General features: G+C 66.0%; 19 protein-coding genes. 5 read left to right on the forward strand and 14 right to left on the reverse strand.

The window, feature by feature from the left end; translation table 11 throughout:
• Positions 1-120: 120 nt before the first annotated feature.
• The 4 genes from ABQU90_RS21595 to ABQU90_RS21610 form a co-directional block, all read right to left on the reverse strand.
• Positions 121-567 (reverse strand): universal stress protein, encoded by a 447-nt coding sequence (locus ABQU90_RS21595; protein ID WP_055850174.1) that lies wholly within the window; start codon positions 565-567, stop codon positions 121-123.
• 190 nt (positions 568-757) lie between these two features.
• Positions 758-1339, reverse strand: coding sequence for a sugar O-acetyltransferase (locus ABQU90_RS21600; protein WP_323523168.1), 582 nt, complete (start codon positions 1337-1339; stop codon positions 758-760).
• 204 nt (positions 1340-1543) lie between these two features.
• Positions 1544-3730: a DNA helicase II gene (gene uvrD / locus ABQU90_RS21605; protein WP_323523109.1), complete on the reverse strand. Its 2187-nt coding sequence runs from the start codon at positions 3728-3730 to the stop codon at positions 1544-1546.
• Positions 3731-4229: 499 nt separating this feature from the next.
• Positions 4230-5627 (reverse strand): FAD/NAD(P)-binding protein, encoded by a 1398-nt coding sequence (locus ABQU90_RS21610; protein WP_323523108.1) that lies wholly within the window; start codon positions 5625-5627, stop codon positions 4230-4232.
• A 168-nt stretch (positions 5628-5795) separates the two neighbouring features.
• On the opposite strand from ABQU90_RS21610, the gene ABQU90_RS21615 reads away from it, so the two are divergent.
• The gene (locus tag ABQU90_RS21615; RefSeq protein ID WP_323523107.1) at positions 5796-6188 is read left to right on the forward strand and encodes a VOC family protein; all 393 of its coding nucleotides are present in this window, start codon (positions 5796-5798) and stop codon (positions 6186-6188) included.
• 10 nt (positions 6189-6198) lie between these two features.
• Here ABQU90_RS21615 and cls read toward each other — a convergent pair whose 3' ends face one another.
• Both cls and ABQU90_RS21625 read right to left on the reverse strand, forming a co-directional pair.
• Complete coding sequence (gene cls, locus ABQU90_RS21620) at positions 6199-7617, reverse strand: cardiolipin synthase (protein WP_323523106.1); 1419 nt, start codon at positions 7615-7617, stop codon at positions 6199-6201.
• Positions 7618-7630: 13 nt separating this feature from the next.
• Positions 7631-8941, reverse strand: coding sequence for a LysR family transcriptional regulator (locus ABQU90_RS21625; RefSeq protein WP_323523105.1), 1311 nt, complete (start codon positions 8939-8941; stop codon positions 7631-7633).
• 101 nt (positions 8942-9042) lie between these two features.
• On the opposite strand from ABQU90_RS21625, the gene ABQU90_RS21630 reads away from it, so the two are divergent.
• The 3 genes from ABQU90_RS21630 to ABQU90_RS21640 all read left to right on the forward strand — a co-directional run bounded on the left by ABQU90_RS21630 (position 9043) and on the right by ABQU90_RS21640 (position 12341).
• Positions 9043-9714 carry a 4-carboxy-4-hydroxy-2-oxoadipate aldolase/oxaloacetate decarboxylase gene (locus ABQU90_RS21630; RefSeq protein WP_323523104.1) on the forward strand — a complete coding sequence of 224 codons (672 nt, stop codon included), beginning with the start codon at positions 9043-9045 and terminating at the stop codon, positions 9712-9714.
• On the forward strand, positions 9707-10762 hold the full coding sequence (locus ABQU90_RS21635) for a 4-oxalomesaconate tautomerase (RefSeq protein WP_323523103.1): 1056 nt from the start codon (positions 9707-9709) through the stop codon (positions 10760-10762). The genes ABQU90_RS21630 and ABQU90_RS21635 overlap by 8 nt, the downstream gene beginning before the upstream one ends.
• A gap of 556 nt (positions 10763-11318) precedes the next feature.
• On the forward strand, positions 11319-12341 hold the full coding sequence (locus tag ABQU90_RS21640) for an amidohydrolase family protein (protein WP_323523102.1): 1023 nt from the start codon (positions 11319-11321) through the stop codon (positions 12339-12341).
• Between the two features lie 333 nt (positions 12342-12674).
• On the opposite strand, the gene rpmG is transcribed toward ABQU90_RS21640, so the two are convergent.
• The 4 genes from rpmG to ABQU90_RS21660 all read right to left on the reverse strand — a co-directional run bounded on the left by rpmG (position 12675) and on the right by ABQU90_RS21660 (position 17212).
• The gene (gene rpmG, locus ABQU90_RS21645; protein WP_002809462.1) at positions 12675-12842 is read right to left on the reverse strand and encodes a 50S ribosomal protein L33; all 168 of its coding nucleotides are present in this window, start codon (positions 12840-12842) and stop codon (positions 12675-12677) included.
• 13 nt (positions 12843-12855) lie between these two features.
• Positions 12856-13092, reverse strand: coding sequence for a 50S ribosomal protein L28 (gene rpmB / locus ABQU90_RS21650; RefSeq protein ID WP_002809459.1), 237 nt, complete (start codon positions 13090-13092; stop codon positions 12856-12858).
• A 260-nt stretch (positions 13093-13352) separates the two neighbouring features.
• Positions 13353-14000 (reverse strand): cation diffusion facilitator family transporter, encoded by a 648-nt coding sequence (locus ABQU90_RS21655; RefSeq protein WP_323523101.1) that lies wholly within the window; start codon positions 13998-14000, stop codon positions 13353-13355.
• Entirely contained in the window at positions 13997-17212 is a 3216-nt protein-coding gene (locus ABQU90_RS21660) for an efflux RND transporter permease subunit (RefSeq protein ID WP_323523100.1), read from the reverse strand. The genes ABQU90_RS21655 and ABQU90_RS21660 overlap by 4 nt, the downstream gene beginning before the upstream one ends.
• A gap of 143 nt (positions 17213-17355) precedes the next feature.
• Here ABQU90_RS21660 and ABQU90_RS21665 point away from each other — a divergent pair, with 143 nt between their 5' ends.
• Positions 17356-17520 (forward strand): hypothetical protein, encoded by a 165-nt coding sequence (locus ABQU90_RS21665; RefSeq protein WP_323523172.1) that lies wholly within the window; start codon positions 17356-17358, stop codon positions 17518-17520.
• A 316-nt stretch (positions 17521-17836) separates the two neighbouring features.
• Here the strand turns inward: ABQU90_RS21665 and ABQU90_RS21670 are convergent, their stop codons facing one another.
• The 4 genes from ABQU90_RS21670 to ABQU90_RS21685 all read right to left on the reverse strand — a co-directional run bounded on the left by ABQU90_RS21670 (position 17837) and on the right by ABQU90_RS21685 (position 23488).
• Positions 17837-19108 carry an efflux RND transporter periplasmic adaptor subunit gene (locus tag ABQU90_RS21670; protein ID WP_323523099.1) on the reverse strand — a complete coding sequence of 424 codons (1272 nt, stop codon included), beginning with the start codon at positions 19106-19108 and terminating at the stop codon, positions 17837-17839.
• A 284-nt stretch (positions 19109-19392) separates the two neighbouring features.
• A complete protein-coding gene (locus ABQU90_RS21675) occupies positions 19393-20658 on the reverse strand; it encodes a TolC family protein (RefSeq protein WP_323523098.1) in 1266 nt (421 codons plus the stop codon).
• Positions 20659-20714: 56 nt separating this feature from the next.
• Positions 20715-21098 carry a DUF2946 family protein gene (locus ABQU90_RS21680; RefSeq protein ID WP_311240555.1) on the reverse strand — a complete coding sequence of 128 codons (384 nt, stop codon included), beginning with the start codon at positions 21096-21098 and terminating at the stop codon, positions 20715-20717.
• Positions 21099-21676: 578 nt separating this feature from the next.
• Complete coding sequence (locus ABQU90_RS21685) at positions 21677-23488, reverse strand: DUF885 domain-containing protein (protein ID WP_323523097.1); 1812 nt, start codon at positions 23486-23488, stop codon at positions 21677-21679.
• Between the last annotated feature and the right edge of the window lie 231 nt (positions 23489-23719).

The following is a 23719-nucleotide window of genomic DNA, read 5'->3' on the forward strand; positions in this document are numbered from 1 at the left end:
CACCTGGGCGCGACTGGCATTACAGGGAACGCCAGTCGCGCCCAGGTGCGCTCCTACGTGTCACAACCCGATGAGCCGTCTGCATGCCTGCTCATCAACAACTTGATATCGGCATCGGCCTCAACGAATCACCAGCACCGGGATCGTGCTGTGCGTGAGCACTTCCACGGTCTGGCTGCCGAGCAGCATGCGGCGCACGCCACGTCGCCCGTGCGAGGTCATGATGATGAGATCGCTTCTGCATTCTTCTGCGATCTGCACGATGCCCTCGGCAGCGAAGCGGTCCAGCACATGCCGCGAGGTCGCCTTGATGTTTGCAGCTATCGCCAGCTCCAGTGCAGGACGCAGAATCTTTTCGGCAGCGGCTTCGCGCTCATTACGATATTCCGGGCTCGCCTCGTATCCCACGCTCCAGCCCATCGCGTCGTACATGCCCATCGCCCACGGCTCGGACACGGTGACGATGTCGACCTTGGCACCGGTCGCCTTGGCCAATTCCAGTCCCTGAAACAAGCCGCGATGCGACAGCTCGGATGCATCGATGGCGATGAGAATACGTTTGTACATGGTGACCTCCTGCAAGGGTGGCAGTGCTGCCAAAGGGTAGTGCCAGACTCACGGTGACAGGCGCTGGTGGTGGCTGCCTTGATGTGGATCAATGCTGCAATTGCTAGTGTGGCGACTCGTGGTGTTTTTGCTCCTACGTCCAACGCATGCAAGATCGCTCACATCGCACGCAACACGTCTTTCACTGCGCTCAATCCGTCGCTACGGCATCCGGATCAGGCCGCATCTCGCGCACGCGCGCCGGATTGCCCACTGCCGTCGCACCTGCGGGGACATCGCGGGTGACCACCGCGCCTGCGCCGATCAACGCATCGTCGCCAATGCTCACGCCCGGCAGGATGATCGCCCCGCCGCCAATCCACACGTTGCGCCCGATGCGGATCGGGCGTCCAAATTCCAGACCGCTGGCACGGCCGGCCGCATCGCGCGGATGATCGGCAGCGTAAAGCTGGACGCCAGGGCCGATCTGCGTGCCATCGCCAATGCTGACTTCGCAGATATCCAAAATCACGCAATTGAAGTTGAGGAACACGCCCGCACCCAGACGGATGTTGTACCCGTAGTCGCAATGAAACGGCGCACGGATCACCGCGCCCGCGCCCACGTCCGCCAACCGCTCGCGCAAGAGCGCGTGCCGCTGCTCAGCCGTCTGCAGGGCAGCTGCGTTGTAACGCACCATCCACTCGGCAGCGGCCGCCTGATCGGCCTGCAGTGCTTCATCGGCAGCGTTGTACAGCTCGCCTGCGAGCATTTTCTGTTTTTCGGTGCGCATCGGGCCGTGTGTCTTCATGCAGTCGGTTCGACCGCAGCGTGTCACGAATGCTGTGGCCAATGCATCGGGCAGCGCACAACGGCGCGATACGGTTCTGGAACGGCCTGGACACGAAGATGACGCTCCGTCACCGCGACCCACCCTCATCCAGAACTGCGCGCCACACCTGCCTGCAGGAAGAGGAGAAAGCGCGCCATCGCCTAGCTACATCACCGTCAGATTCGCGTACGCCATCACCAGCCATTTGGCGCCGACCTCGTCGAACTGCACCTGCACGCGCGCATGCGCACCGTTGCCTTCGTAATCGACAACCACGCCGCCGCCGAAGGTGGGGTGCTCGACGTTGGCGCCGAGTTTGATCGGCGCGGTCTCCACAATTCCGTGCACCGGGCCGCCACGCGCTGCGCCCAACGAGGCGGTGCGCGAGACCTGCACTTTGGGGCGCACTTCGTTCAACAACTCGCGCGGGATCTCGCGCAAAAATCGCGACGGGACGTTGTAGTTGTCCTGACCATGGATGCGGCGCGACTCGGCGTAGCACAGCACCAGCTTCTGCCGTGCGCGAGTGATGCCCACATACGCCAGACGCCGTTCTTCTTCCAGCCGGCCGCTTTCTTCCAGCGACCTCGCACTCGGGAACAAGCCATCTTCCAGGCCGACCAGAAACACGATCGGAAACTCCAGACCCTTGGCCGAATGCAGCGTCATCAACTGCACGCCTTCTTCGCCTGCCTGCGCCTGGCCTTCGCCGGCTTCCAGCGAGGCGTACGCCAGAAACGCAACCAGCTCGGTCATGCCCTGGCTGTCTTCGTCGTCCGGCCGGGTGAAGCGCGAGGCCACCGACACCAGTTCGTCCAGGTTCTCGGTACGCGATTCCGAATCCAGCCCGCTGCGGCTTTCCTTGGCCCAATGCTCGCGCAGGCCCGAGCGCATCAGCACGTGGTCGATGCGTTCGGCCAGTTCCATCTCGCCGGTTTCGGCGTGCAACTGGCCGACCAGGCTCAGGAAGGTCGCCAAGGCATTGCGCGCACGCGCGGCCAGGCTGTTTTCCTGCGTGGCCAGCATTGCCGCTTCCCACAACGACAACGCATTGGCGCGTGCCAGCCGGCGCACTTCGTCCAGCGTGCGGTCGCCGATGCCGCGCGTGGGCGTATTGACCGCGCGTTCAAACGCAGCATCGTCGCTGCGGTTGGTAAGCAGGCGCAGGTAAGCCAACGCATCCTTGATTTCGGCGCGCTCGAAAAAGCGCATGCCGCCATACACGCGATACGGCAATTGCTCGGAAATCAGCGCTTCTTCCAGCGCGCGCGATTGCGCATTACTGCGATACAGCACCGCCACTTCGCCGTAGCTGCCGCCATCGCGCACCCACTGGCGCGCGCGCTCCACCGCATAGCGCGCCTCGTCCACTTCGTTATAGGCCGCGTATAAATCGATCGGGTCGCCATCGCCGGAATCGGTCCACAGCTGCTTGCCGATGCGGTCCGGGTTATGCGCGATCACCGCATTGGCCGCGCCCAGGATATTGGCGCTGGAACGGTAGTTCTGCTCCAGCCGCACCGTCTGCGCGCCGGGGAAATCCTTGAGGAACCGCTGCACGTTCTCGACCTTGGCACCGCGCCAGCCATAGATGGCCTGGTCGTCGTCGCCGACCACGAACACATGCCCGGTCTCGCCGGCCAGCACGCGCACGAAGGCGTACTGGATGGCGTTGGTGTCCTGGAACTCGTCCACCAGAATTTCGCGAAAGCGCGCGCGGTAATGCGCCAGCAATGCCGGGGTGTCGCGCAGCAGTTCGTGCGCGCGCAGCAGCAGCTCGGCGAAATCCAGCAGCCCGGAGCGATCGCAACGTTCCTGATAGGCCGCATACACCTGCCGGCGCACCTCGGTCCAATCGTCGTTGGGCTCGGGCTGGATATGCTGCGGACGACGGCCTTCGTCCTTCTGCTCGTTGATCCACCAGCTCATCTGCTTGGGCGGATACTTGCTCTCGTCCAGCTCCAGCGACTGCACCACGCGCTTGACCAGCCGCAGCTGGTCGTCGCTGTCCATGACCTGGAAGCCTTCGGGCAGCCGCGCGTCATGCCAATGCAGGCGCAACAGCCGATGCGCCAGCCCGTGGAAGGTGCCGATCCACATCCCGCGGCTGCCGTTCCGCAGCTGCAGGTCGGTGCGGTGACGCATCTCGCCGGCGGCCTTGTTGGTGAAGGTCACCGCAAAGATGCCGTGGTTGGGCACGCCCTGGACTTCGTTGAGCCAGGCAATGCGATGAATCAGCACGCGCGTCTTGCCGGAGCCGGCGCCGGCAAGCACGAGGTAATGCCCCGGCGGTGCGGAAACGGCCTCGCGCTGGGCGGGGTTTAAATGATCGAGCAAATGAGAGACATCCACCGGCGCATTTTACCGGTTGTGACGTCGCTGCGGCTGAGATTGCGATGAAGCGGTTTGGGATTGCTGCCCCCATCCGCCCTTCGGGCACCTTCCCCCGCAGGCGGGAGAAGGCAGGATGCTGGCTTCTCTGCCGCCTGCCAGAGGAGCTTAGGACGTTGATTGCTCTGCGGCCTGCCTGAGAAGGCAGGATGTTGGTTGCTCTGACGCCTGCCTGAGAAGGCAGGATGTTGATTGTTTTCCCGCCTGCTAGAGATCAGGCAGTGCTCGCCATGGCAGGGCCCCTCTCCCGCCTGCGGGGCGAGAAGGCACGGCCCGCGCTTGCGGCGCGGGCCGGGGCACGGAGCCGGTGTTGGGGTGAGGGCACGAGGCGCAGCCACGACGCATTGTGCGGGTCACCCGAGGCTTCGCTCGCACCCTCATCCGGTCGCCTTCGCCCCTCGAAGAGGCCAATGTCGCGGCCGGAGAAGGCAGCCAAGCTCCCTTTCTGTTCCCGACACGCCTATCGGCGCTCCAGCTGCACCAACACATCCCGCGCAATCGCCGCTGCCTGTTCGCGCAACTCCGGCACTGCCAGGCTCTCCCACAACGAACCGATCCGCAGGCTGCCGATCACCCGTAGCCGCGGGTTGGCGCGCCCGTCGGCATCGAGCAGGCTGCCGTCGGCAGCGGTGTCCACGCCGATCCCATGCGGGCCGGCCGTCGCAATGCCCTGCCCCAGCAACTGCTGCAGCAACGGGTTACGCATCGCCTGTACGCGCATTTCAACGCCCGTGGCATTGACCAGCGTCTGCACATCCAGCTGCAACGCATGCCCGGCACTGGCGGCGCCGGCACTCACACGCACGCAGGCACCTACCTCGAAGGCCACATCCAGCCGTGCACGATGCAACTGCAGTTGCGCACGCGTCTGCATCGCCTGCAACTGCGCATGCACCGGCGCGGCAATGCGATGCCGATGCACATCCCAGTAGCGCACCACATGCCGCAGGAAACGGCGTTGATCGGCCACCGACAAGGTCTGCCACAAGGCCTGACTCAATGGCCGGATGCGTTCCATCACGCTCTGCCACGGCAGCCCCTGTGCCAGCGCCGCGCGGGTGTGCTGGCGTAACGCACGCATCCGTGCGCGCAACGACAAGGCAAGCAATGGTTGCGGATCGAAGTCGGCGGCAGCGCCATGCGCATGCGGCAAGGGCAGCAGACCATGCCGCGACACCACATGCACCGCGCCGCGATGGGCTTGCGCGGCCAGCGTCACTACGGTGTCGGCCATGCTCAGCCCCGAGCCGACGATGCACACGGCGGCGTCCTGCGGTAGCGCGGCCACCGCCTCGGTATCCCAGGCTTCCACCCGTTGCGCCGCCGACAGGCCGGTGGCACCACGCAACGGCAACGGACGCAGCGCATTACCGACCGCCAACACCACGGCGGCGGCCTGCACGGTGTGTCCGTCATCCAGCTGCAACAGCGCGCCGTCTGCGTTGGGCTGCAGGGTCTGCACGCGTGCGGTGTGCACGCTCAAGGTCGCAGGACTGTTTGCACGCGCGGCCTGCAAGCGCTCGCGCAGGTACGGGGCGTAATGCCTGCGCCCAACATACTGTTGCGGCAGCTGCGCGTCGTCCAGCTCCGGGCAGCATGCGTGCATGCGCAGATAGTCGACAAAATCCTGCGGCGTATCGGCCAGCGCGCTCATGCGCGCGGCAGGCACGTTCAGTAGATGCTCGGGCCGCGCGGTGGAATAGGCCACGCCCTCGCCCAGCACCGGGTGCGGCTCGATCAACACGATCTGCAGCGGCATGGTCGCCTGATGCAGCAGCTGCAAGGCCACCAGCACACCGGAAGCGCCGCCTCCGACGATGGCGATCGCTGCAACGTCGGGATCACGCAATGTGTTCATTGCGGCATTGTAGGCGATGGCTGACCAGACCCCTCGGTCACCGCATCACCCTCTGCGAAGGTGCGTCGCCGCCACCGCAAGGGTGGGAACGTCTGCCATGCGCCCCGGCATCAGAAGCACGTACGATCAGCCGCGCACGCTCGGTAAACGCCGCGGGAGGCCCACAGGATGTCCATCGCATTGGTCAGGCTCATCATCTATGTCCGCGACGTCGCTGCGGCCAAGGCGTTCTACCAGACCCACTTCGCGCTTCCCGTCATCGAGGAGATCGCCGATCAGTGGGTCGTCCTGGCGGCGGGCCAGATCGAACTGGCGCTGCACCTGATGGGTGACAGGTACCGACAGCAGCCGTCATCGCCCGCATCCGATGCGGCACCGGCGGCAGGCTCGACCACCAAGTTGGTGTTCGCCATCACCTCCGATCTGGCCGCCCATCGCGAGCAACTGCGCAGCGCAGGCGTGCGTGTGGATGAACTCAAACGCTATGCGGGCTTCGCTTACCAGATGTACGACGGCCGCGACCCGGAGGGAAACGTGTTCCAGGTGATGCGCCCGGACTGAGCGCAGGCCACTACATCAACGCATCCGCCAGCCGCGCGATGCCCTCGCGACTGCGTCGCCAGGCCGGGCGTCGCCGCCACTGTTGCAGATCCAGCTGACGTGCGTTGGCCAGATAGTCCTGTTCGATCGCGCGCAACCGCTGCACCACGCCGGTGTCGTAGCACACCATGCCGATCTCGGCGTTGAGGGCGAACGAGCGGATATCCAGATTGATCGAGCCCACCAGTGCGATGTTTTCATCCATGCTCAGGTGCTTGGCATGCAGGAAGTGCGGGCGGTACAGCGCAATCTTCACCCCACAGCGCAGCAGCTCGTCGAAATACGCTTCCTGTGCCCACGCTGCCAGACGCTGGTTGTTGCGCTCGGACAGGATCAGCTGCACATCCACGCCCGAGACCGCGGCGATGCGCAAGGCGCTCAGCAAGGCCTCGTCCGGCACGAAGTACGGTGTCACCAGTACCACTTTTCGTCGCGCCAGATGGATCACTGCATTGATCGCATCGCGCGCGTTCTCGAAGGGGTACGCCGGCCCGCTGGGCAGCAACTGGGTGGCGATATTGGCCTCGCAGACCGGCGCATCCGGCCAGACATCCAGGCGTTGCCCGGTTTCGGTGAACCAGTCGCTGGCGAACACCGCTTCCAGATGATTGACCACCGGCCCGCGCACCCGCGCCACCAGCTCGCGATTGGGCACGCCGTCGATGAAGCCGGCGTCGGCCAGATTCTGCGAGCCGACAAAGCCCACCTGGTTATCGATCACCGCAATCTTGCGGTGATTGCGCAGATCCATGCGCCCGCTGCGGCGCCAGCGCAACCCACCGGGTAGCACCGCCAGCACCTCGATGCCGTCGGCCTGCAGCCGCTTGCGATAGCGCCGCAGGCCGCGCTTGGCGCCCACCGCATCGAGCAGCACGCGGCAGCGCACGCCGCGCGCGCTTGCCCGCTGCAGCGCTGCCACCACCGCATCGCCCACCGCATCGTCGAACATCAGGTAATACAGCAGATGCACGCGCTTTTCGGCCGCATCGATCGAGACGATCAACGCCTGCAGCGACTGCGCGTAGTCATCGAGCAATTCCACCGCATTGCCTAAGGTGGGCATGAAGTCGCCCTGCCGTTCGATCAGTGGCACCACCTCGGCGCTGCTGGTATCGGGCGGCGGCGTCCAGCGCAGCGCATGCAACGGCAGCTGCTGTTCGCGGATCACCTGCGAGGCGGTGGCCTGCCGCTCCACGCGCAGCCGCGACAACCACGGGTGGCCGAGCAACAGATACAGCGGCAGGCCGACCACCGGCACAAAGCCGATCAGCAGCAACCAGCTGCGCGCCGCGCCAGGCGTGGTGCGGGTAGGAATCCATAGCAGCGCGGCCAGGCGGATCACCCAGTCCAGCGCCAACAGCCAGGTCCCTTGCAACCAGTCGGGCAGCATCAGCGCTCCGTTCTCATGAGGAAGCCGATTCTGACCCGGCCGCGTGTAAACGCAACGACGCGGTCCCCACCGGTTGGATGCAATGGCGAAACGGGCCGGCATCTGCTGCTGCCGGATGCACGCGCTCGGCGCACACCTGCCGCAGTGTCTGCACGAAGGCGGTCTGCGCGCGCGTGGGGTGCCAGTCGCTGCGCGTGGTCATGCCGATCTGCCGACGCAAACGCGGCCCGGCGCTGCCGATCTCGCGCAGCAGGCCGGCGCGGCGCTCGAACAGGAACTGGTCGCGCGACATCAGGGTCAGCCAATCGTCTTCCAGCAACAGGCCGCGCACGGTCAGCTCGGCGCCGCATTCGATACGCAGCGGCGGCGGCTCCAGCTGCCGATCGCGGAACATACGTTCCCAGCGCTCGCGCACCGGCGTGCCCGCCGCGGCCATCACCCATGGGTAGTCGAGCAGCTGCGCAAACGCGTACGCCGTTCCAGCCAACGGGTGCCCGCTACGCGCCACGATCACCGGCTCGTCGTCGAACAGCGGCTCCTGCAGTACGTCGCGCACCGGCAGCGGGTCGCGTAACGCACCGATCAGCAAATCCAGCCCGCCCTCGCGCAGATGCGCCAGCAACTCCGCATACGGGCCTTCGACCACGCTGATGCTGGCGGCCGGGTGCGCACGCGCAAACCGCGCCAACGCCTGCGGCAACAGGATCGCCCGCGCCAGCGGCATCACTCCCACCACCACCCGCCCGGCGTGCTGCGAGCGCAGGGCGGCCACTTCATCGAGCGCGGCACGTATCTCCGCCAGCGCCAGCCGCACCTGCCGCAGCAACCGCTCCGCCACCGGCGTGGGCTGCATTGCCTTGCCGCGGCGCATGGTCAGCGGCACCTCGATCACATCGGCCAGCGCCTGCACCGCGCGGTAGACCGCCGGCTGCGACACACCCAGCTGTACCCCAGCCAGCGAATAGCTGCCTGCCACATCCACCGCCACCAGCGCCTGCAGCTGGCCCAACGACACCCGTCGCTCCAGACCGGGGCGCGCCGGCAGCCGCAGCGCACGCCGCGCCACCAGGATGCCCCGGCCCAGATGCGCCAAGGCGCGCTCGATCCGAGGTACCACCAGCTGGGTGGCCTCGGTGGCGGCCATGCCGCCAGGCTGACGCTCGAACAACCGCACGCCCAGTTGTTGTTCCAGGCGCGCCACCGCCTGGGTCAAGGCCGGCTGCGACAGATTCACCTGCGGCGCGGCCGCGCTGATGCTGCCCAGCCGGTGCACCACGACCAGGGCATACAGATGACGCAGGTTCGGCTCGGGCATCGGCGGCATGCTCTAACTATAAGCAAAATCAATACGCATACCTCAAATGAATCTTGAGCTGATTGACTCTCGCCGCTCAGACTCGGCGCAGTACTAACGAGGATGGATAGATGAGTCAGGTCGTCACCCAGGTTGCGCGCACCCCGATCGCCCTCGTTGACGGGCTGGCACAGGCCGGCGTGGCCACCGTGCACGAGGCGCAAGGCCGCAGCGGTCTGTTGCATCACCGGCTGCGCCCGATCTACGCCGGCTGCCGCATCGCTGGCACCGCGGTCACGGTGTCGTTACCGCCCGGCGACAACTGGATGATGCATGTGGCCATCGAACAGTTGCAGCCCGGCGACGTGCTGGTGGTGGCGCCCACCAGCGACTGCTGCGACGGCTACTTCGGCGATTTGCTGGCCACCTCGGCGCAGGCGCGCGGTTGCCGCGGGCTGATCATCGATGCCGGCGTGCGCGACGTGCGCGACCTCACCGCCATGCAGTTTCCCGCCTGGAGCCGCGCCATCTGCGCGCAGGGCACCATCAAGGAGACGCTGGGCTCGGTCAACGTATCGCTGGTCTGCGCCGGGCAACTGATCCAGCCCGGCGATGTGGTGGTGGCCGACGACGATGGCGTGTGCGTGGTGCCGCGCGCCACCGCGGCCGACGTGCTGGCCGAAGCGCAGGCCCGCGAAGCGCGCGAACTGATCAAGCGCGAACGTCTGGCGCGCGGCGAACTGGGCCTGGATATCTACGCCATGCGCGAGCGTTTGGCGGCCAAGGGGCTGCGCTATGTCTGAGCAGGTGCGCGCGATGTGGATGCGCGGCGGCACCTCCAAGGGCGGCTTTTTTCTGGCCGACGACTTGCCCGCCGACACTGCCGTACGCGATGCCTTGCTGCTGCGCGCCTATGGCTCGCCGGACCTGCGCCAGATCGATGGCATGGGCGGCGCCGACCCGCTCACCTCCAAGGTCGCGGTGGTGTCGCGCTCCACACGCGCCGATGCCGATGTGGACTATTTGTTTTTGCAGGTGGCGGTCGAACAGGCGCAGGTCAGCGATGCGCAGAATTGCGGCAACATGCTGGCCGGCGTGGCGCCCTTCGCGCTGGAGCGCGGCCTGCTACCCACGCACGATGGGCAGACCGACGTGCGCATCTTCATGTGCAACACCGGCACCCTGGCAACGGCCAGCGTGCACACGCCCGGCGGCCGGGTCACGTATGCGGGCGACGCGCGCATCGACGGCGTGCCGGGCACTGCCGCACCCATTACGCTGGCATTTGCTGAGATCGCAGGTTCCTCCTGCGGCGCGCTGTTGCCCACCGGGCGCGCCGTGGACCTGCTCGATGGCGTGGCGGTGACGCTGATCGACAACGGCATGCCGTGCGTGGTGCTGCGCGCCGCCGATGTCGGGATTAGCGGCTATGAAGACCGTGCCACGCTGGATGCGGATGACGCACTCAAAGCACGGCTGGAATCCATTCGCCTGCAGGCCGGCCCCTTGATGCAGTTGGGCGATGTCAGTGCAGCGACAGTGCCGAAGATGATGCTGGTGGCCGCACCGCGCAACGGTGGCGCAATCAGCGTGCGTTCGTTTATCCCGCACCGCTGCCATGCGTCGATCGGTGTGCTCGGCGCTGTCACCGTCGCCACCGCCTGCCTGCTGCCGGAGTCGCCCGCGCACGCGCTGGCGCAGCTGCCCGGCGGCAGCATCCAGCAGGTGGACGTGGAGCACCCCAGCGGCATGACCGGCTGCGTCATCGAACGCGATGCACATGGCGCGGTGGTGCACGCCGCGGTGGTCAGGACGGCACGCAAATTATTCGATGGGGTGTTGTTTGGGTAAGCACTGCCAGTCTCGCGCTGTGTTGCCAGCGTCAGGCTGGTTCGAGCTGGGAGATTGCGGCGTGCGCACTGCACTCGTCCGATCATCGATGCGCTGCACGGTATCGTCTGCGTCGTCATGCGAGAGCGTGTGCTTGCGCCGCTGCGAATCGCACATCGGCGCAACGTCCCATTGCATCTCGGCAACGCCTTGCCGGCCAGGCAGATGCGTGGCAGACGGGAAGCAGCACCTGCCGCGGATCGAATGCCGGTCGCGCCCGGGTGCGCTCCTACGTGGTGGGCGCGTCGGACGGCCTGGGGGGCAGCTTGAAGCAGGAAACGATGCACCTGCAGTGGCATGCACGTACTGATGCAGTGCCGTCGGTTCGCCGCGCACCGCGAAAAACGCATTCCGGAGATGCCGTGATGGATGGCGATCGCGATGGCACACCCACTCAGCGACTGCGTGCGACTGGCGGCTGGGCAGACGCAGACGCAGCAGTGGCCGCTGTCACACGCTGCACGCCTTCACCCGAACGCGTCCGACGGATCCGACCCGCACTTCAACGAGCATCGCCATGATCATCGACTGCCACGGCCATTACACCACCGCACCTGCTGCACACGATGCGTTTCGCAAGGCGCAGATTGCGCATTACACCGACGCAAGCGTGCCGGCACCGGTGTATCCGCACATTTCCGATGACCAGCTGCGCGACAGCATCGAGCAGCATCAATTGCGCCTGCTGCGCGAGCGCGGTGCGGACATGACGATCTTCTCGCCACGTGCCAGCACCATGGCGCACCACATCGGCGATGAAGCCGTGAGCCAGGTCTGGACGCGGCATTGCAATGACCTCATCGGCCGCGTGGTGCAGCTATATCCGCACACCTTTATCGGCGTGTGCCAGCTGCCGCAGTCGCCGGGCGTGTCGATCGCGCACTCGATCAAGGAGCTGGAACGTTGTGTCACCGAGCTCGGGTTTGTCGGCTGCAATCTCAATCCCGATCCATCCGGTGGCCACTGGACCGGCCTGCCGTTGACCGATCGCGCCTGGTACCCGTTCTTCGAAAAAATGGTCGAGCTGGATGTCCCAGCGATGGTGCACGTGTCGGGCAGTTGCAACGCCAATTTCCACGCCACCGGCGCGCATTACCTCAACGCCGACACCACTGCCTTCATGCAGTTTCTGGAAGGCGACCTGTTCGCCGATTTTCCGCAGCTGCGCTTCATCATCCCGCACGGCGGTGGCGCCGTTCCGTATCACTGGGGTCGCTTCCGCGGCCTGGCCGACATGTTGGGCAAACCGCCGTTATCCACGCACGTGATGCGCAACGTGTTCTTCGACACCTGCGTGTATCACCAACCCGGGATCGACCTGCTGTTCGAGGTAATCGACATCGACAACATCCTGTTCGGCTCGGAAATGGTCGGCGCGGTGCGTGGCATCGACCCGCAGACAGGGCACTATTTCGACGACACCAAACGCTATATCGATGCACTGGCAATCTCCGATGCAGACAAGCGCAAGGTCTTCGAAGGCAATGCACGGCGCGTGTATCCACGCCTGGACGCGCAATTGCGCGCGCGTGGGCTATAGCTCTTCCTTCTCCCTCCGGGAGAAGGTGCCCCGACGGGGCGGATGAGGGGGCGCCTCGGAGAGTGGTCACTGCCTGCGATATCAAACGCGTCGCCACGCGCCTTCAGCAATGAAACGCCAACTGCTTCGCCCTTCACTCTCTGCCACACAGGGAAGGGAGTGCAGCAAACCAAGCTGCATCCCAACGTTTGCTCAGCGCAACACAATAACATGCATCAACGTATGCCGATCAAACGCGTTACGGCAGTCGAGAATGTCGCGATCGATTCCCCAAACGCAAACACCCGCCTTTCGGCGGGTGTTTGCTTGGATGCAGATCGTGTAATCGGTGGATTACTTGATCTTGCCTTCCTTGTACATCACGTGCTTACGCACGACGGGGTCGTATTTCATCATTTCCATCTTCCCCGGAGTGTTTTTCTTGTTCTTATCCGTGGTGTAGAAGTGGCCGGTAGCGGCCGAGGAAATCATACGAATCTTGTCACGCTTGCCTTTTGCCATGACTGCTTACTCCTCAGACCTTTTCGCCGCGCGCACGCAGCTCTTTCAGAACGGCATCAATCCCGTTCTTGTCGATGGTGCGCAATGCATGCGCGGAGACACGGAGCTTCACCCAGCGGTTTTCGCTGGCGACCCAGAAACGGCGCTCGTGCAGGTTAGGCAGGAAGCGACGACGGGTTCTGTTGTTTGCGTGGGAGACGTTGTTACCCGTCTGCACACGCTTGCCGGACACTTGGCATACGCGGGACATTACGCACCTCGATAAATGAATTGCCACCCATAGCCTGGGGAGCGGCGGCCCCGACAGCATCAAGCTGCCACGCAACGTTGGGAATCAAGAACTTACGCTGGGAACGAGCCGGCAACCCCATCGCGCTGGGTGCCGCCATCCGGAGCGATCCGGGCACAGCGAGCCGCGCATTATGCACGGCAATTCCTTGTATCGCAAGCACTTACGGCGAGCCCGTTGACGTGGGCAACGCCGTTGCCCGGCGCGTGCGCAGGCGTCGATCAGCCGCCCCCGGCCTGCACCATCGCAGTGACCTGGCGCAACTCCGCCAGGGCTGCATGCGCCACCTGCCAGGCCGAGCGCAGGAACAGCAGCAGCAACGCCACCGCGATCATCAGGTCGGGCCAACCGCTGCCGAACGCCCACACCGCCGCACTGGCAGCCAGCACCGCAATGCCCTCGTAGACATCGTTGCGCGAGCAGGCCCAGGCCGACGCCAGATTGATGTCGCCGTTGCGGTACGGCCACAGCAGGCGCAGGCATGCCAGATTGGCGGCAAAGTTCAGCGCCGCCACCACGCCCATGCTCTGGAATAACGGCAGCTGCGGGTGAGCCAGTTTCCAGCCGATCTCCGCCGCCACCGCCAGCGCTGCCAGCAGGATCAACCCGGCCTTGAGCAAGGCCACCCGCGCCTTGGCCGCCAGGCTCGCGCCCACCACCGCCAGGCTCAGTGCGTACGTCAGCGCATCGCCCAGATTATCCAGGCTGCCGGACAGCAGCGAGGCGGCGCCACTGTGCAGCGCACCTGCCAGCATCAGCGCAAAGGCGCCGACATTGATCGCCAACACCCACCAAAGCACGCGCCGCTGACGGGCCTGCATCGCTGCCACATCCAGTGTCTTGCCACACCCGCAACAGGACTTGCTCATGCGCCGTCTCCGCGTGGCGTTGCCGCGACAACAGCTCTGGATCGCCCCGATCGCTCCCGATGCAGCCACCGATACAGCACCGGCAACACCAGCAAGGTGAGCAAGGTGGACGAGACGATGCCGCCGATCACCACTGTCGCCAGCGGACGCTGCACCTCCGCACCGGCGCCGACGTTGAAGGCCATCGGCACGAAGCCCAGCGCGGCGACCAATGCGGTCATCAACACCGGCCGCAGGCGCGACAATGCGCCTTCGCGCAGGGCCTGCTCCAACGGCATGCCGTCGGCGCGCAAGCCACGGATGAAGGCGATCATTACCAAGCCGTTGAGCACCGCCACGCCCGACAACGCGATGAAGCCGACACCGGCCGAGATCGACAACGCCAACCCGCGCATGGCCAATGCCACCACGCCACCGGTCAGCGCCAACGGCACGCCGCTGAACACCACCACCGCATCGCGCAACGAACCGAACGACCAGTACAACAGCGCGAAGATCAGCAACAAGGTGCCTGGCACCACCCAGGCCAGGCGCTGGCCGGCAGAGATCAGTTGCTCGAAGGTGCCGCCGTAGCCGATCCAGTAACCGGTGGGCAAGGCGACCTCCGCCTGCACACGCTGCTGCACCTCCGCCACGAAACCGCCCAGATCGCGGTCGCGCACGTTGGCGGTGATGACGATGCGGCGCTTGCCGTCTTCGCGATTGATCTGGTTCGGGCCAAGCACGGTCTCGATCTTGGCGACCTCACGCAGCGGCACGGTGGTCGGCTCGCCGCTGCGCCAGCCGGCCGCGCGGCTGGATTCGTCGGCATCGCCACGCTCGCCATCGCCGCGCAGCGGGATCGGCAGATCCGCCAAGGCGGCCGGGTCCTGACGCAAGCCCTCCGGCAGCCGTACCACGATGTCGAAACGGCGGTCGCCTTCGAACAATTGCCCGGCCTCCTGCCCGCCCACCGCAGCGGCCACGGTGTCTTGCACCACACCGGGATTGAGCCCGTAGCCGGCCAGTGCAGCGCGGTCGGGCACCACCGCCAGCATCGGCAGGCCGGTGGCCTGTTCCAGGCTGACGTCGGCTGCGCCGGGCACGCTGCTGGCGATCTCCTGCACGCGCTGCCCCACTTTCACCAGCGTGGCCAGATCGTCGCCGTAGACCTTGATCGCCACATCCGCACGCACGCCGGAAATCAGCTCGTTCATGCGCATCTGGATCGGCTGGGTGAACTCGTAGTTGTTGCCCGGCAGTTGCTTCACCGCCGCTTCGATCTCGGCCACCAACTGCGCCTTGGGCTTACGCGGGTCCGGCCATTGCGCACGCGGATGCATGATCAAGAACGTGTCGGCCACCGATGGCGGCATCGGGTCGGTGGCCACTTCGGCGGTGCCGAGCTTGCCGAACACATGCGCCACTTCCGGAAATTGCTTGATACGTTTTTCCAGGGTGGATTGCATGGTGATGGCTTGTTCCAGACTGGTGCCGGGAATGCGCAAGGCATGCAGGGCGACATCGCCTTCATCCAGATTGGGGATGAATTCGCTGCCCAACCGTGTGGATAGCACCGCACACAGCGCCACCGTGACCAGCGCTGCAATGCCGACCCAGCGCCCGTGCCGCAGCGCGCGATCCAGCAAGGGCGCATACACACCGCGCGCCCAGCGCATTGCGCGGTTTTCATGCTCGGCCACCTTGCCGCCGAGCAGCAAGGCGATCGCCGCCGGCACAAAGGTCAGCGACAACAGCATCGCACCGCTCAGCGCCAGCACCACGGTGATGGCCATCGGGTGGAACATCTTGCCTTCGATGCCGGTGAGCGCGAACACAGGCAGATACACCGCGGTGATGATGCCCAGGCCGAACAGACTGGGACGGATCACCTCGGCGGTGGCCTCGGCAGTGAGTGCAAAGCGTTCGTCGCGATCGAGCACACGCCCAAGTCGCAATTGCGCTTCGCCGAAGCGACGCAGGCAGTTCTCCACGATGATCACCGCACCATCGACGATCAAGCCGAAATCCAGCGCGCCCAGGCTCATCAGATTGCCGGACACGCCACCGCGCACCATGCCGGTGAGCGTGAACAACATCGCCAACGGAATCACCGCCGCGGTGATCAACGCCGCGCGCACATTGCCCATCAGCAGGAACAACACCACGACCACCAGCAAGGCGCCTTCGATCAAGTTCTTGGCGACGGTGACGATGGTGCGGTCGACCAACGCGGTGCGGTCGTACACCGGCACCGCCTGCACGCCGGCCGGCAAACTGGCGTTGGCCACTTTCAGGCGCTCGGCAGCGGCTTGCGACACGGTGCGGCTATTGGCACCGACCAGCATGAACACCGTGCCGAGCACCACTTCGGTGCCGTCCTGCGTGGCGGCCCCGGTGCGTAACTCGCGACCTTCGCCGACCTGCGCCACATCGCGCACCCGGATCGGCACGCCTTCGCGGCGATCCAGCACGATTGCGCCGATCTGCGCGATGTCATCCACCTGCCCCGGTACGCGCACCAGAAACTGCTGCCCGTTACGTTCGATATAGCCGGCACCGATATTGCGATTATTTGCCTCTACCGCCTGCGCCACGTCATCCAGCGTAAAGCCCAACGCGACCAGACGCGCCGGATCCGGGGTGATATGGATCTGCCGCGCGTAGCCGCCGATGGTGTTGACCTCGGTGACGCCGGGCACATTGCGCAACTGCGGCCGCACCACCCAATCCTGCAGGGTGCGCAGATCGGTCGCCGTCCACGCGGTGCCATCGGGTTTGCGTGCATTGGGCTTGGCCTCCACGGTGTACATGAAGATCTCGCCCAGGCCGGTGGCGATCGGCCCCAGTTGCGGCTCAAGCTCGGCCGGTAACTGCGATTTGACCTGCTGCAAACGCTCGGCCACCTGCTGCCGCGCAAAGTACAGATCGGTGCCATCGGCAAACACGGCGGTCACCTGCGACAAGCCATAGCGCGACAGCGAGCGCGTCGACTCCAGCCCCGGCAATCCGGCCAGCACCGTCTCCAACGGAAACGTCACCCGCTGCTCCGATTCCAGCGGCGAATACCCCGGTGCTGCGGTATTGACCTGCACCTGCACATTGGTGATGTCCGGCGTGGCATCGATCGGCAACCGCGAAAAACTCCACGCCCCGATCGCAATCAATACCCCGGTCAACGCCAGCATCAACCAGCGCTGCGCGATCGCAAAACGGATGATATTGGTCAGCATGACAGGCCCCTCCGTGCATTCCTGGCACCGCACTGCGCCGCGCGCCACCCTCGTGGTGCCACCGACCGACAACGCGGCCTCCCTATCGCGGTGCGACGCAGCACGCCAAACAAACGCCCATCCGCACACCAGCACCAAGGCTGTTGCTGTTGCTGTTGCTGTTGCTGTTGCTGTTGCTGTTGCTGGTGCTGGTGCTGGTGCTGTTGCTGGTGCTGTTGCTGTTTGCGTTTGGGGCCCCATACCGCAGCGGCAAGGCCGGCAGATACAACCCGCAGGGCGGCGCGCATGGATGCGCGACGTTTTTGTAAGGGACATGGATGTGCCTTACAAAAATTTCTGCCGGACTTGCGGACCCGCAGCGCCGTAGGGGCGGAGGGCGCGAGGACGGGGTGTGCTTTCTTTTGGTTACTTTGGTCAGCCTGCGGCTGCCGTAAAGCGCTTCTTGCACAAGCAAAGAAAAGTAACTCGCGCCCGACAGGGCGTGAAAGCCTTTGCCCTAGCCCGATAGGGCGCAAAGGCCTTTGCTTTAGCCTGGAAGGGCGCGAACGCCTTGGACGTGGCGCATCCCCCTGCACCCAACAAACGCCCTCCCTCGACGACACAATGCCGCCCACCGCAACGCGATCAATGATCATGCGATGCCCCCGACTTCTCGATGTCGGCCTTCACCAGATAACTCTGCTCCACCACCACCGTGTCGCCCGGCGACACGCCCGCGACCAGCTCCACCTGCTGCGCATCGCGCGCCCCTAACGTCACCGGCCGCGCCTCGTACACATCGCCCACGCGCACGAACACCACATTCCAGTCGCGAAACTGCTGCAACGCCCCCACCGGCACCACCATCGCTGCCGGCTGCTGCGCCACCGTCACCCGCGCCTTCACTGCCGAGCCTGGTCGCCATGACCCGTCGGTATTGCGCAACACCGCGCGCGCCACCGTGCTCTGGCTGGCCGTGGCCGTGCCCGGCAACACGCGCTCCAGGGTGGTCTGTGCCATCACGCCATCGCTGATGCGCGTCACCGTCACCGGCGCGCCGGCGGCGATATGCCCGGCGTCGGCACCGAAGATGTGCAGATCCACCCACAGGCTCGACAGATCCGCGATCTCGAACAGCGATTGGCCCTCGCCCGCGTTGCTGCCCAAGCTGGCGTTACGCGCCAGCACTGTGCCGCCGATCGGCGCGGTGACCGAGTAGGTAGTCAGGCTGAGATTGCTCTCCACCGTGGCCAGCACCTGGCCCGCACGCACCTGATCGCCGACGTTGACGCGCAAGCTGCGTACCGGCCCGGGAAAGCGCGCGGTCGCCTGCGCCTGCGCACCTTCTGCCGGCGTCAGCAGGCCTTGCACTTCGTGCTGATCGGCGATGCTGCCGGCACCCACCGGCGCCATGCGGATACCGGCGTCCTGCGCAATCTTGGCGGCGATCGTGGTGCGGCCTTCATAGCTGGAATAGGTCCAGCGATGGGTCTTGCCCTGCACGCTGGCGCGCACTTCCACATCGAACGAATGCGGCTCGCCTACTTCGCTGGCGGCCAGCAGGCTTCCGTCGGCCTGCGCACGCAGCGGATAGGTGTCGACCTTGCCCCCCAGCCGCGTGGTCTTGACCTCCACGCTGCCGGCGCTGGCCGGCACTGGTTTGCCATCGCGATACAGCCAGGCCTGGAACGTCGGCGGGCGGCCATCTTCGGCAATCGCAAGCTCTACGCTGTCGCCGTCCTGGCTCAGCAGCCGGCCGCCGTGTTTGCCTTTGGCCTCGTCGGCGTGCTCGCCACCGCCGCCCTCTTGGGCATGGCCAGCCTCGCTGCCTGCATGGCCGTGGGCGTCTTCATCGGCGCGGCCGCAACCGCCGAGCAACAGCGCCAGCAGTAGCGGCGTAAAAATGTATGGCGTCATCGAACGAGATCCTTTGGAATGCCGGCGCACTGCGCCGAGCGGTGCAGCGAGTGAGATGCGGCACGGCGTGCGCTGCGGCTGCGTGCACGTAGCACTGCCCGCGTGAAGTGCGCCGAGTGATGCAGCGAGTGAGGCGCGGCGCGGCGTGCGCGGCGGCTCCGTGTACTTAACAGTGCCCACGTGAGTGGCGTCTGCGGCGTCTGCGGTGCAGGTTGCGGCTAGCGGTGTGGGCGAGATGGCGTGCAACGGTGTGTGCAACCGCGCGTACATCTGGATGGTCGTCGTCATGGAGTCGTCTCCGCCGTGACCACAAACGGTTGCCCGGTCAGCCGCTGGATTTCGATCAATGCGCTCTGCGCTTCCACTGCGGCAGCGAGTTGCTGCTGCCGTGCATCGCTGCGCTGCGCCTGCAGCTGCGCCCAATCCAGATAACTGGTGGCACCGGCGCGGTAAGCGCGCTCTGCAGCGGTATCGGCGCGTGCCAGCGCGGGCAGCACCTCCTCGCGCATGCGCGCCACTTCCAGCTGGCCGGCGCGGTAACGCCCATGCGCATCGGCCAAGGTGGCGTACAGCTGCAAGGCCTGCGATTGGCGTTCGATATCCAGCAGCGACAGCTCGGCCTGCGCGGCGCGGATGTCCGGCTGCGCGCGACCGGCGCTGCCCAGTGCGAGCGACACACTGCCGACCAGCGCGGTGGCGTTGTTGCCTTCGAGCCGGCGCACGCCCACTTGCCAGTCCAGGTCCGGGCTGGCCTGGCTGCGGGCCAGCTGCAGCCGCGCATCGCGCAGGCGCTGCTCGTTGTTCAGGCGTGCCAGCTCCGGCGTGCTGTCGAGTAACTGCGCCAGCACCTCGAACTCGGGAATAGCCGGCAGTTGCAAGGCATCGCCGCTGATCTGGTCGGCCTCGATGCTGCGCGCGCCCCATAGCAGCGCCAGTTGCCGACGTGCCGTGGCCACTTCCAGCTGCGCGCGGTCGCGGTCCAGTTCCGCACGCGCCTGCAGGGCCTGTGCGGTGAGCAGGACCGATTCGGGCGATGCGCCGGCCTGCAACCGCTGGCGGGCGGCGGATACGGTGCGTTGGCGCTGCGCCAGGGTTTCCAGCGCGATGGTGTGGCGCTGGCGGGCGGCGGTGATGGCCAGATAGCGCCGCGCCACGTCGGCCAGCACGTCCAACCGCGCGATGGCACGTTGCGGAGCCAGCGCATCGATGCGCGCCTGCGCCAGGGTGCGGCGCGCATCCAGCTTGCCGCCGCGCTCCAGCACGCTGGCCAGGGTGACGGTGAGTTCGGCCTGGTCCAGCGCGCGGGTCGGTCCGCTGCCGAATACGTTTTCGATCTCCGCGCCGATGCGCAGCGGCGGGCGCAACGCATCGCGCTGCGCCTCGGCGGTGAGCACGGCCTGCTGGCCGTCGGCCAGCCGTAGATCGGGGTGCTGGGCGGCGACGCGCGCGATGGCGTCGTCCAGGGTCAGCACAGTTTGGGGCGGTACGTCCTGCGCCATGGCGCACGGCACTACCGCGAGGGCGGCAAGTGCCGCCAGTCGCAACCACATGAGGGTATCTCCGCGAATCGGGATCGATGGACAGGCCGGCAGCCGCCGGCAAGGCATCAGGCCGCGATCGGGGGCCGCAGCAAGGTATCGATCAGATGCGAACGGTAGTCGGAGGTCAGCGCGGCCGGCTGCGCGTGTGCGCGCATCGGCAGTGGACCCCAGGAGATGGCAGGCAGCATCGCCGGGCTATGCCCATGGCAATAACCGCTGTGCATCAAGGCATGCAGCAGGCCGGCACCATCGCGCTCGCCGGCATCGTCTTCATCGGCGCCGTCGTGACCGTGCGGCGCGCTGTCGTCCAGATGCGCCTGGTCATGCGCCAGCGCATGCACATCGCCCAGTGCACAGGCCACCGGCGCGACCAGCACGCCCAACACCAACACTGCCAGCGCCATCAGGCGCAACAGAGGGTGCAATAAGCGGGCGCGTCGAAATAGCATGGCACGCAGCGTATCGGGGCCAGGGCAGTTACACAATCGCATCCGGGAGCGCAGTGGCCGGTCCGGATCGCAAGGCGCTCACCGGCAACCGTCGTAGGAGCGGACCTGGCCGCGATGCGGTCCCGAACGATTCACGCTAACCGGAAGGAGGCGGATGGACCGTCGAGGCGGTGTGTCTGGTGTGCCAAATGGCCGATCAAGCGTTGCGGCGTTGAGGAAGTCGGGACGGCATCGCGGCCGGGGCCGCTCCTACGACAGCTTGGCTTCGGCAAAATCGGCTGGTCCTGATGACTTGTAGGAGCGGACCTGGCCGCGACGCAGTCCCGAACGATTCACGGCCACCGGAAGGAGGCGGATGGACCGTCGAGGCGGTGTCTGGTGTGCCAAATGGCCGATCACGCGTCGCGGTGTTGAGGAAGTCGGTACGGCATCGCGGCCGGGGCCGCTCCTACGATAGCTTGGCTTTGGCACAATCAGCCGGCTCCGTCGCCTGTAGGAGCGGACCTGGCCGCGATGCGGTCACAACCCGGTCGACGCGGTCGACGTAGGCGCGGCCTTGGCCGCATCGCCGGCATCGCTCAGGGCGCGGCGGCAGCGGTTGACTTGAGCTTGGCCGGGCGCGCCTTGCTCTCGGCGATAAACGCACGCACCTGCTGCTCCAGCACCGGCAGGGTGACCGAGCCCTGCTTCAGCACCACGTCGTGGAAGGCCTTGATGTCGAAGCGCTCGCCCAGCTCGCGTTCGGCTTCGGCGCGCAGCTTGACGATGGTGATCTCGCCCAGCTTGTAGCTCAGCGCCTGGCCGGGCCAGGAGATGTAGCGGTCCACTTCGGTGGTGACTTCGTGCTCGCTGAGCGCGGTGCGGTCGCGCAGATAGGCCAGCGCCTGTTCGCGGGTCCAGCCGTCGTGGTGCACGCCGGTGTCGATCACCAGCCGGCAGGCGCGCCACATTTCGTAGGTGAGCCGGCCGAATTCCTCGTACGGGGTCTCGTAGATACCCATCTCCTGGCCAAGCTTTTCGGTGTACAGCGCCCAGCCTTCGCCATAGGCGGAAATGTAGTTTTCGCGCCGGAACGCCGGCTGCTCGCCCTGCTCTAATGCGAGCGAGCCCTGTAAGGAATGCCCGGGCGAAGACTCGTGCAAGGTCAGCGCCGGCAGGTTGTACAGCGGCCGCGACGGCAGGTTGTAGGTGTTGACCCAATAGGTCGTGGCGCCGCCGCGCCCGGCGGTCCAGAACGGGGCGATATCGGCCGGCACCGGCTTGATGGTGAAGCGCCCGCGCGGCAGCGTGCCGATGAACTTGCCCACCTGCCCGTCCACGCGCTTGGAGATCCATGCGGCGCGATCGAGCAGCTCCTGCGGGGTCTTGGCGTAGAACTGCGGGTCGGTGCGCAGGAAGGTGAGAAACTGCGCGAAGCTGCCCTTGAACCCTACCTGCTGAATGATGGCGTTCATCTGGGTCTGGATGCGCGCCACCTCGTCCAGGCCGATCTGGTGGATCTGCTCGGGCGTCAATTCCAGCGTGGTGTATTCGCGGATCTGCTGCCGGTAGAACGCCTTGCCATCGGGCAGCGCTTCGGCGGCCAGGGTGGTGCGCGCCTTGGGCATGTAGTCGGTGCGGAAAAAGGTCAGCAACTTGGCGTAGGCCGGAAGCACCGCGCCGCTGACCGCGGCCTTGGCCTGCGCACGCAACTGCGCCTGCTCGGCGGCCGGGATCTGCGCCGGCAGTTGCTTGAACGGCGCGTAGAAGGTGGACTCGGCGGGGTCCTTGACCTCGGCGACGGTGGCGATGGAGACATCGCGCCCGTCCAGCACAGCGCGCGGCACGCTGAAGCCGCGCGCCAGCCCGGTGCGCATGTTGACGATCTGCTGGTCGAAATAGCGCGGCACATCGTTCAAGCGCGCGATGTAGGCGCGGTACTCGGCGGCGGTCTTCATTGGCCGCTGCGCCATGAAGCCCAGGTTGGACCAGAACGAGCTGTCGGAATTGAACGGCATCTCGTACAGGCGTAGGCGCACTTCGGCTGCGAGGTTTTCCACCTGCGGGCGATAGATCGCAAGGTTGATCTGGTTGGCCGGCGAGAGCTGCTTGGGGTCGATACCGTCGAGCTGCTTGAGCACACCCTCCCACACCGTCAGACGCGCCTGCTGCGCGGTAGCGCCGACGTCCGGCAGCTTGGTGTTGTCGCCGGTGGTGTCGGTGTCTTCATCGGCCTGGCCGGTTTCGGCCTGGCGCCATGCCCACTCTTTTTCGTAGATCGCGCGGAAGCGCGCGTCGGCAGGTGCTTCGGCAGTCAGCGTGGCCGGAGCGGCGACGGACGGAGCGGCGACAGCGCCGAAGGACAGGCCCAGCAGGGCGAGCGAGAGTGCGGCGGCAAGGGGAGAGGTCACGTGCGGAGAGCCTGATCTGGAGCGAACGCCCGATCATGGCAGCCCCCGGGGGCGCTGCCATGGGCCGGAAGTCCCAACGCGGGCCGGCGCACGGGTGTAGCTGGAGTGTCGGCGGCTGGATTGATATGGCGGGGCGAGTCAGGGACTGCCCCCATCGGCCCTGCGGGCACCTTCCCCCGCAGGCGGGGGAAGGGACGTGGCGGGCTTGTCAGAAGCCGGTCGTCACCTCTT

This window comes from Xanthomonas sp. WHRI 10207, from assembly GCF_040202975.1.
Lineage (GTDB): Bacteria > Pseudomonadota > Gammaproteobacteria > Xanthomonadales > Xanthomonadaceae > Xanthomonas.

Bases quoted from the DNA above. Each gene is read 5' to 3' on its own strand.
- rpmB (WP_002809459.1), bottom strand. From the start codon at position 13,092: ATGTCCCGCGTATGCCAAGTGTCCGGCAAGCGTGTGCAGACGGGTAAC.
- ABQU90_RS21595 (WP_055850174.1), bottom strand. From the start codon at position 567: ATGTACAAACGTATTCTCATCGCCATCGATGCATCCGAGCTGTCGCAT.
- ABQU90_RS21655 (WP_323523101.1), bottom strand. From the start codon at position 14,000: ATGAGCAAGTCCTGTTGCGGGTGTGGCAAGACACTGGATGTGGCAGCG.
- rpmG (WP_002809462.1), bottom strand. From the start codon at position 12,842: ATGGCAAAAGGCAAGCGTGACAAGATTCGTATGATTTCCTCGGCCGCT.
- ABQU90_RS21630 (WP_323523104.1), top strand. From the start codon at position 9,043: ATGAGTCAGGTCGTCACCCAGGTTGCGCGCACCCCGATCGCCCTCGTT.
- ABQU90_RS21675 (WP_323523098.1), bottom strand. From the start codon at position 20,658: ATGTGGTTGCGACTGGCGGCACTTGCCGCCCTCGCGGTAGTGCCGTGC.
- ABQU90_RS21670 (WP_323523099.1), bottom strand. From the start codon at position 19,108: ATGACGCCATACATTTTTACGCCGCTACTGCTGGCGCTGTTGCTCGGC.
- ABQU90_RS21660 (WP_323523100.1), bottom strand. From the start codon at position 17,212: ATGCTGACCAATATCATCCGTTTTGCGATCGCGCAGCGCTGGTTGATG.
- ABQU90_RS21635 (WP_323523103.1), top strand. From the start codon at position 9,707: ATGTCTGAGCAGGTGCGCGCGATGTGGATGCGCGGCGGCACCTCCAAG.
- ABQU90_RS21625 (WP_323523105.1), bottom strand. From the start codon at position 8,941: ATGCCGCCGATGCCCGAGCCGAACCTGCGTCATCTGTATGCCCTGGTC.
- ABQU90_RS21600 (WP_323523168.1), bottom strand. From the start codon at position 1,339: ATGCGCACCGAAAAACAGAAAATGCTCGCAGGCGAGCTGTACAACGCT.
- ABQU90_RS21610 (WP_323523108.1), bottom strand. From the start codon at position 5,627: ATGAACACATTGCGTGATCCCGACGTTGCAGCGATCGCCATCGTCGGA.
- ABQU90_RS21615 (WP_323523107.1), top strand. From the start codon at position 5,796: ATGTCCATCGCATTGGTCAGGCTCATCATCTATGTCCGCGACGTCGCT.
- ABQU90_RS21640 (WP_323523102.1), top strand. From the start codon at position 11,319: ATGATCATCGACTGCCACGGCCATTACACCACCGCACCTGCTGCACAC.
- ABQU90_RS21680 (WP_311240555.1), bottom strand. From the start codon at position 21,098: ATGCTATTTCGACGCGCCCGCTTATTGCACCCTCTGTTGCGCCTGATG.
- cls (WP_323523106.1), bottom strand. From the start codon at position 7,617: ATGCTGCCCGACTGGTTGCAAGGGACCTGGCTGTTGGCGCTGGACTGG.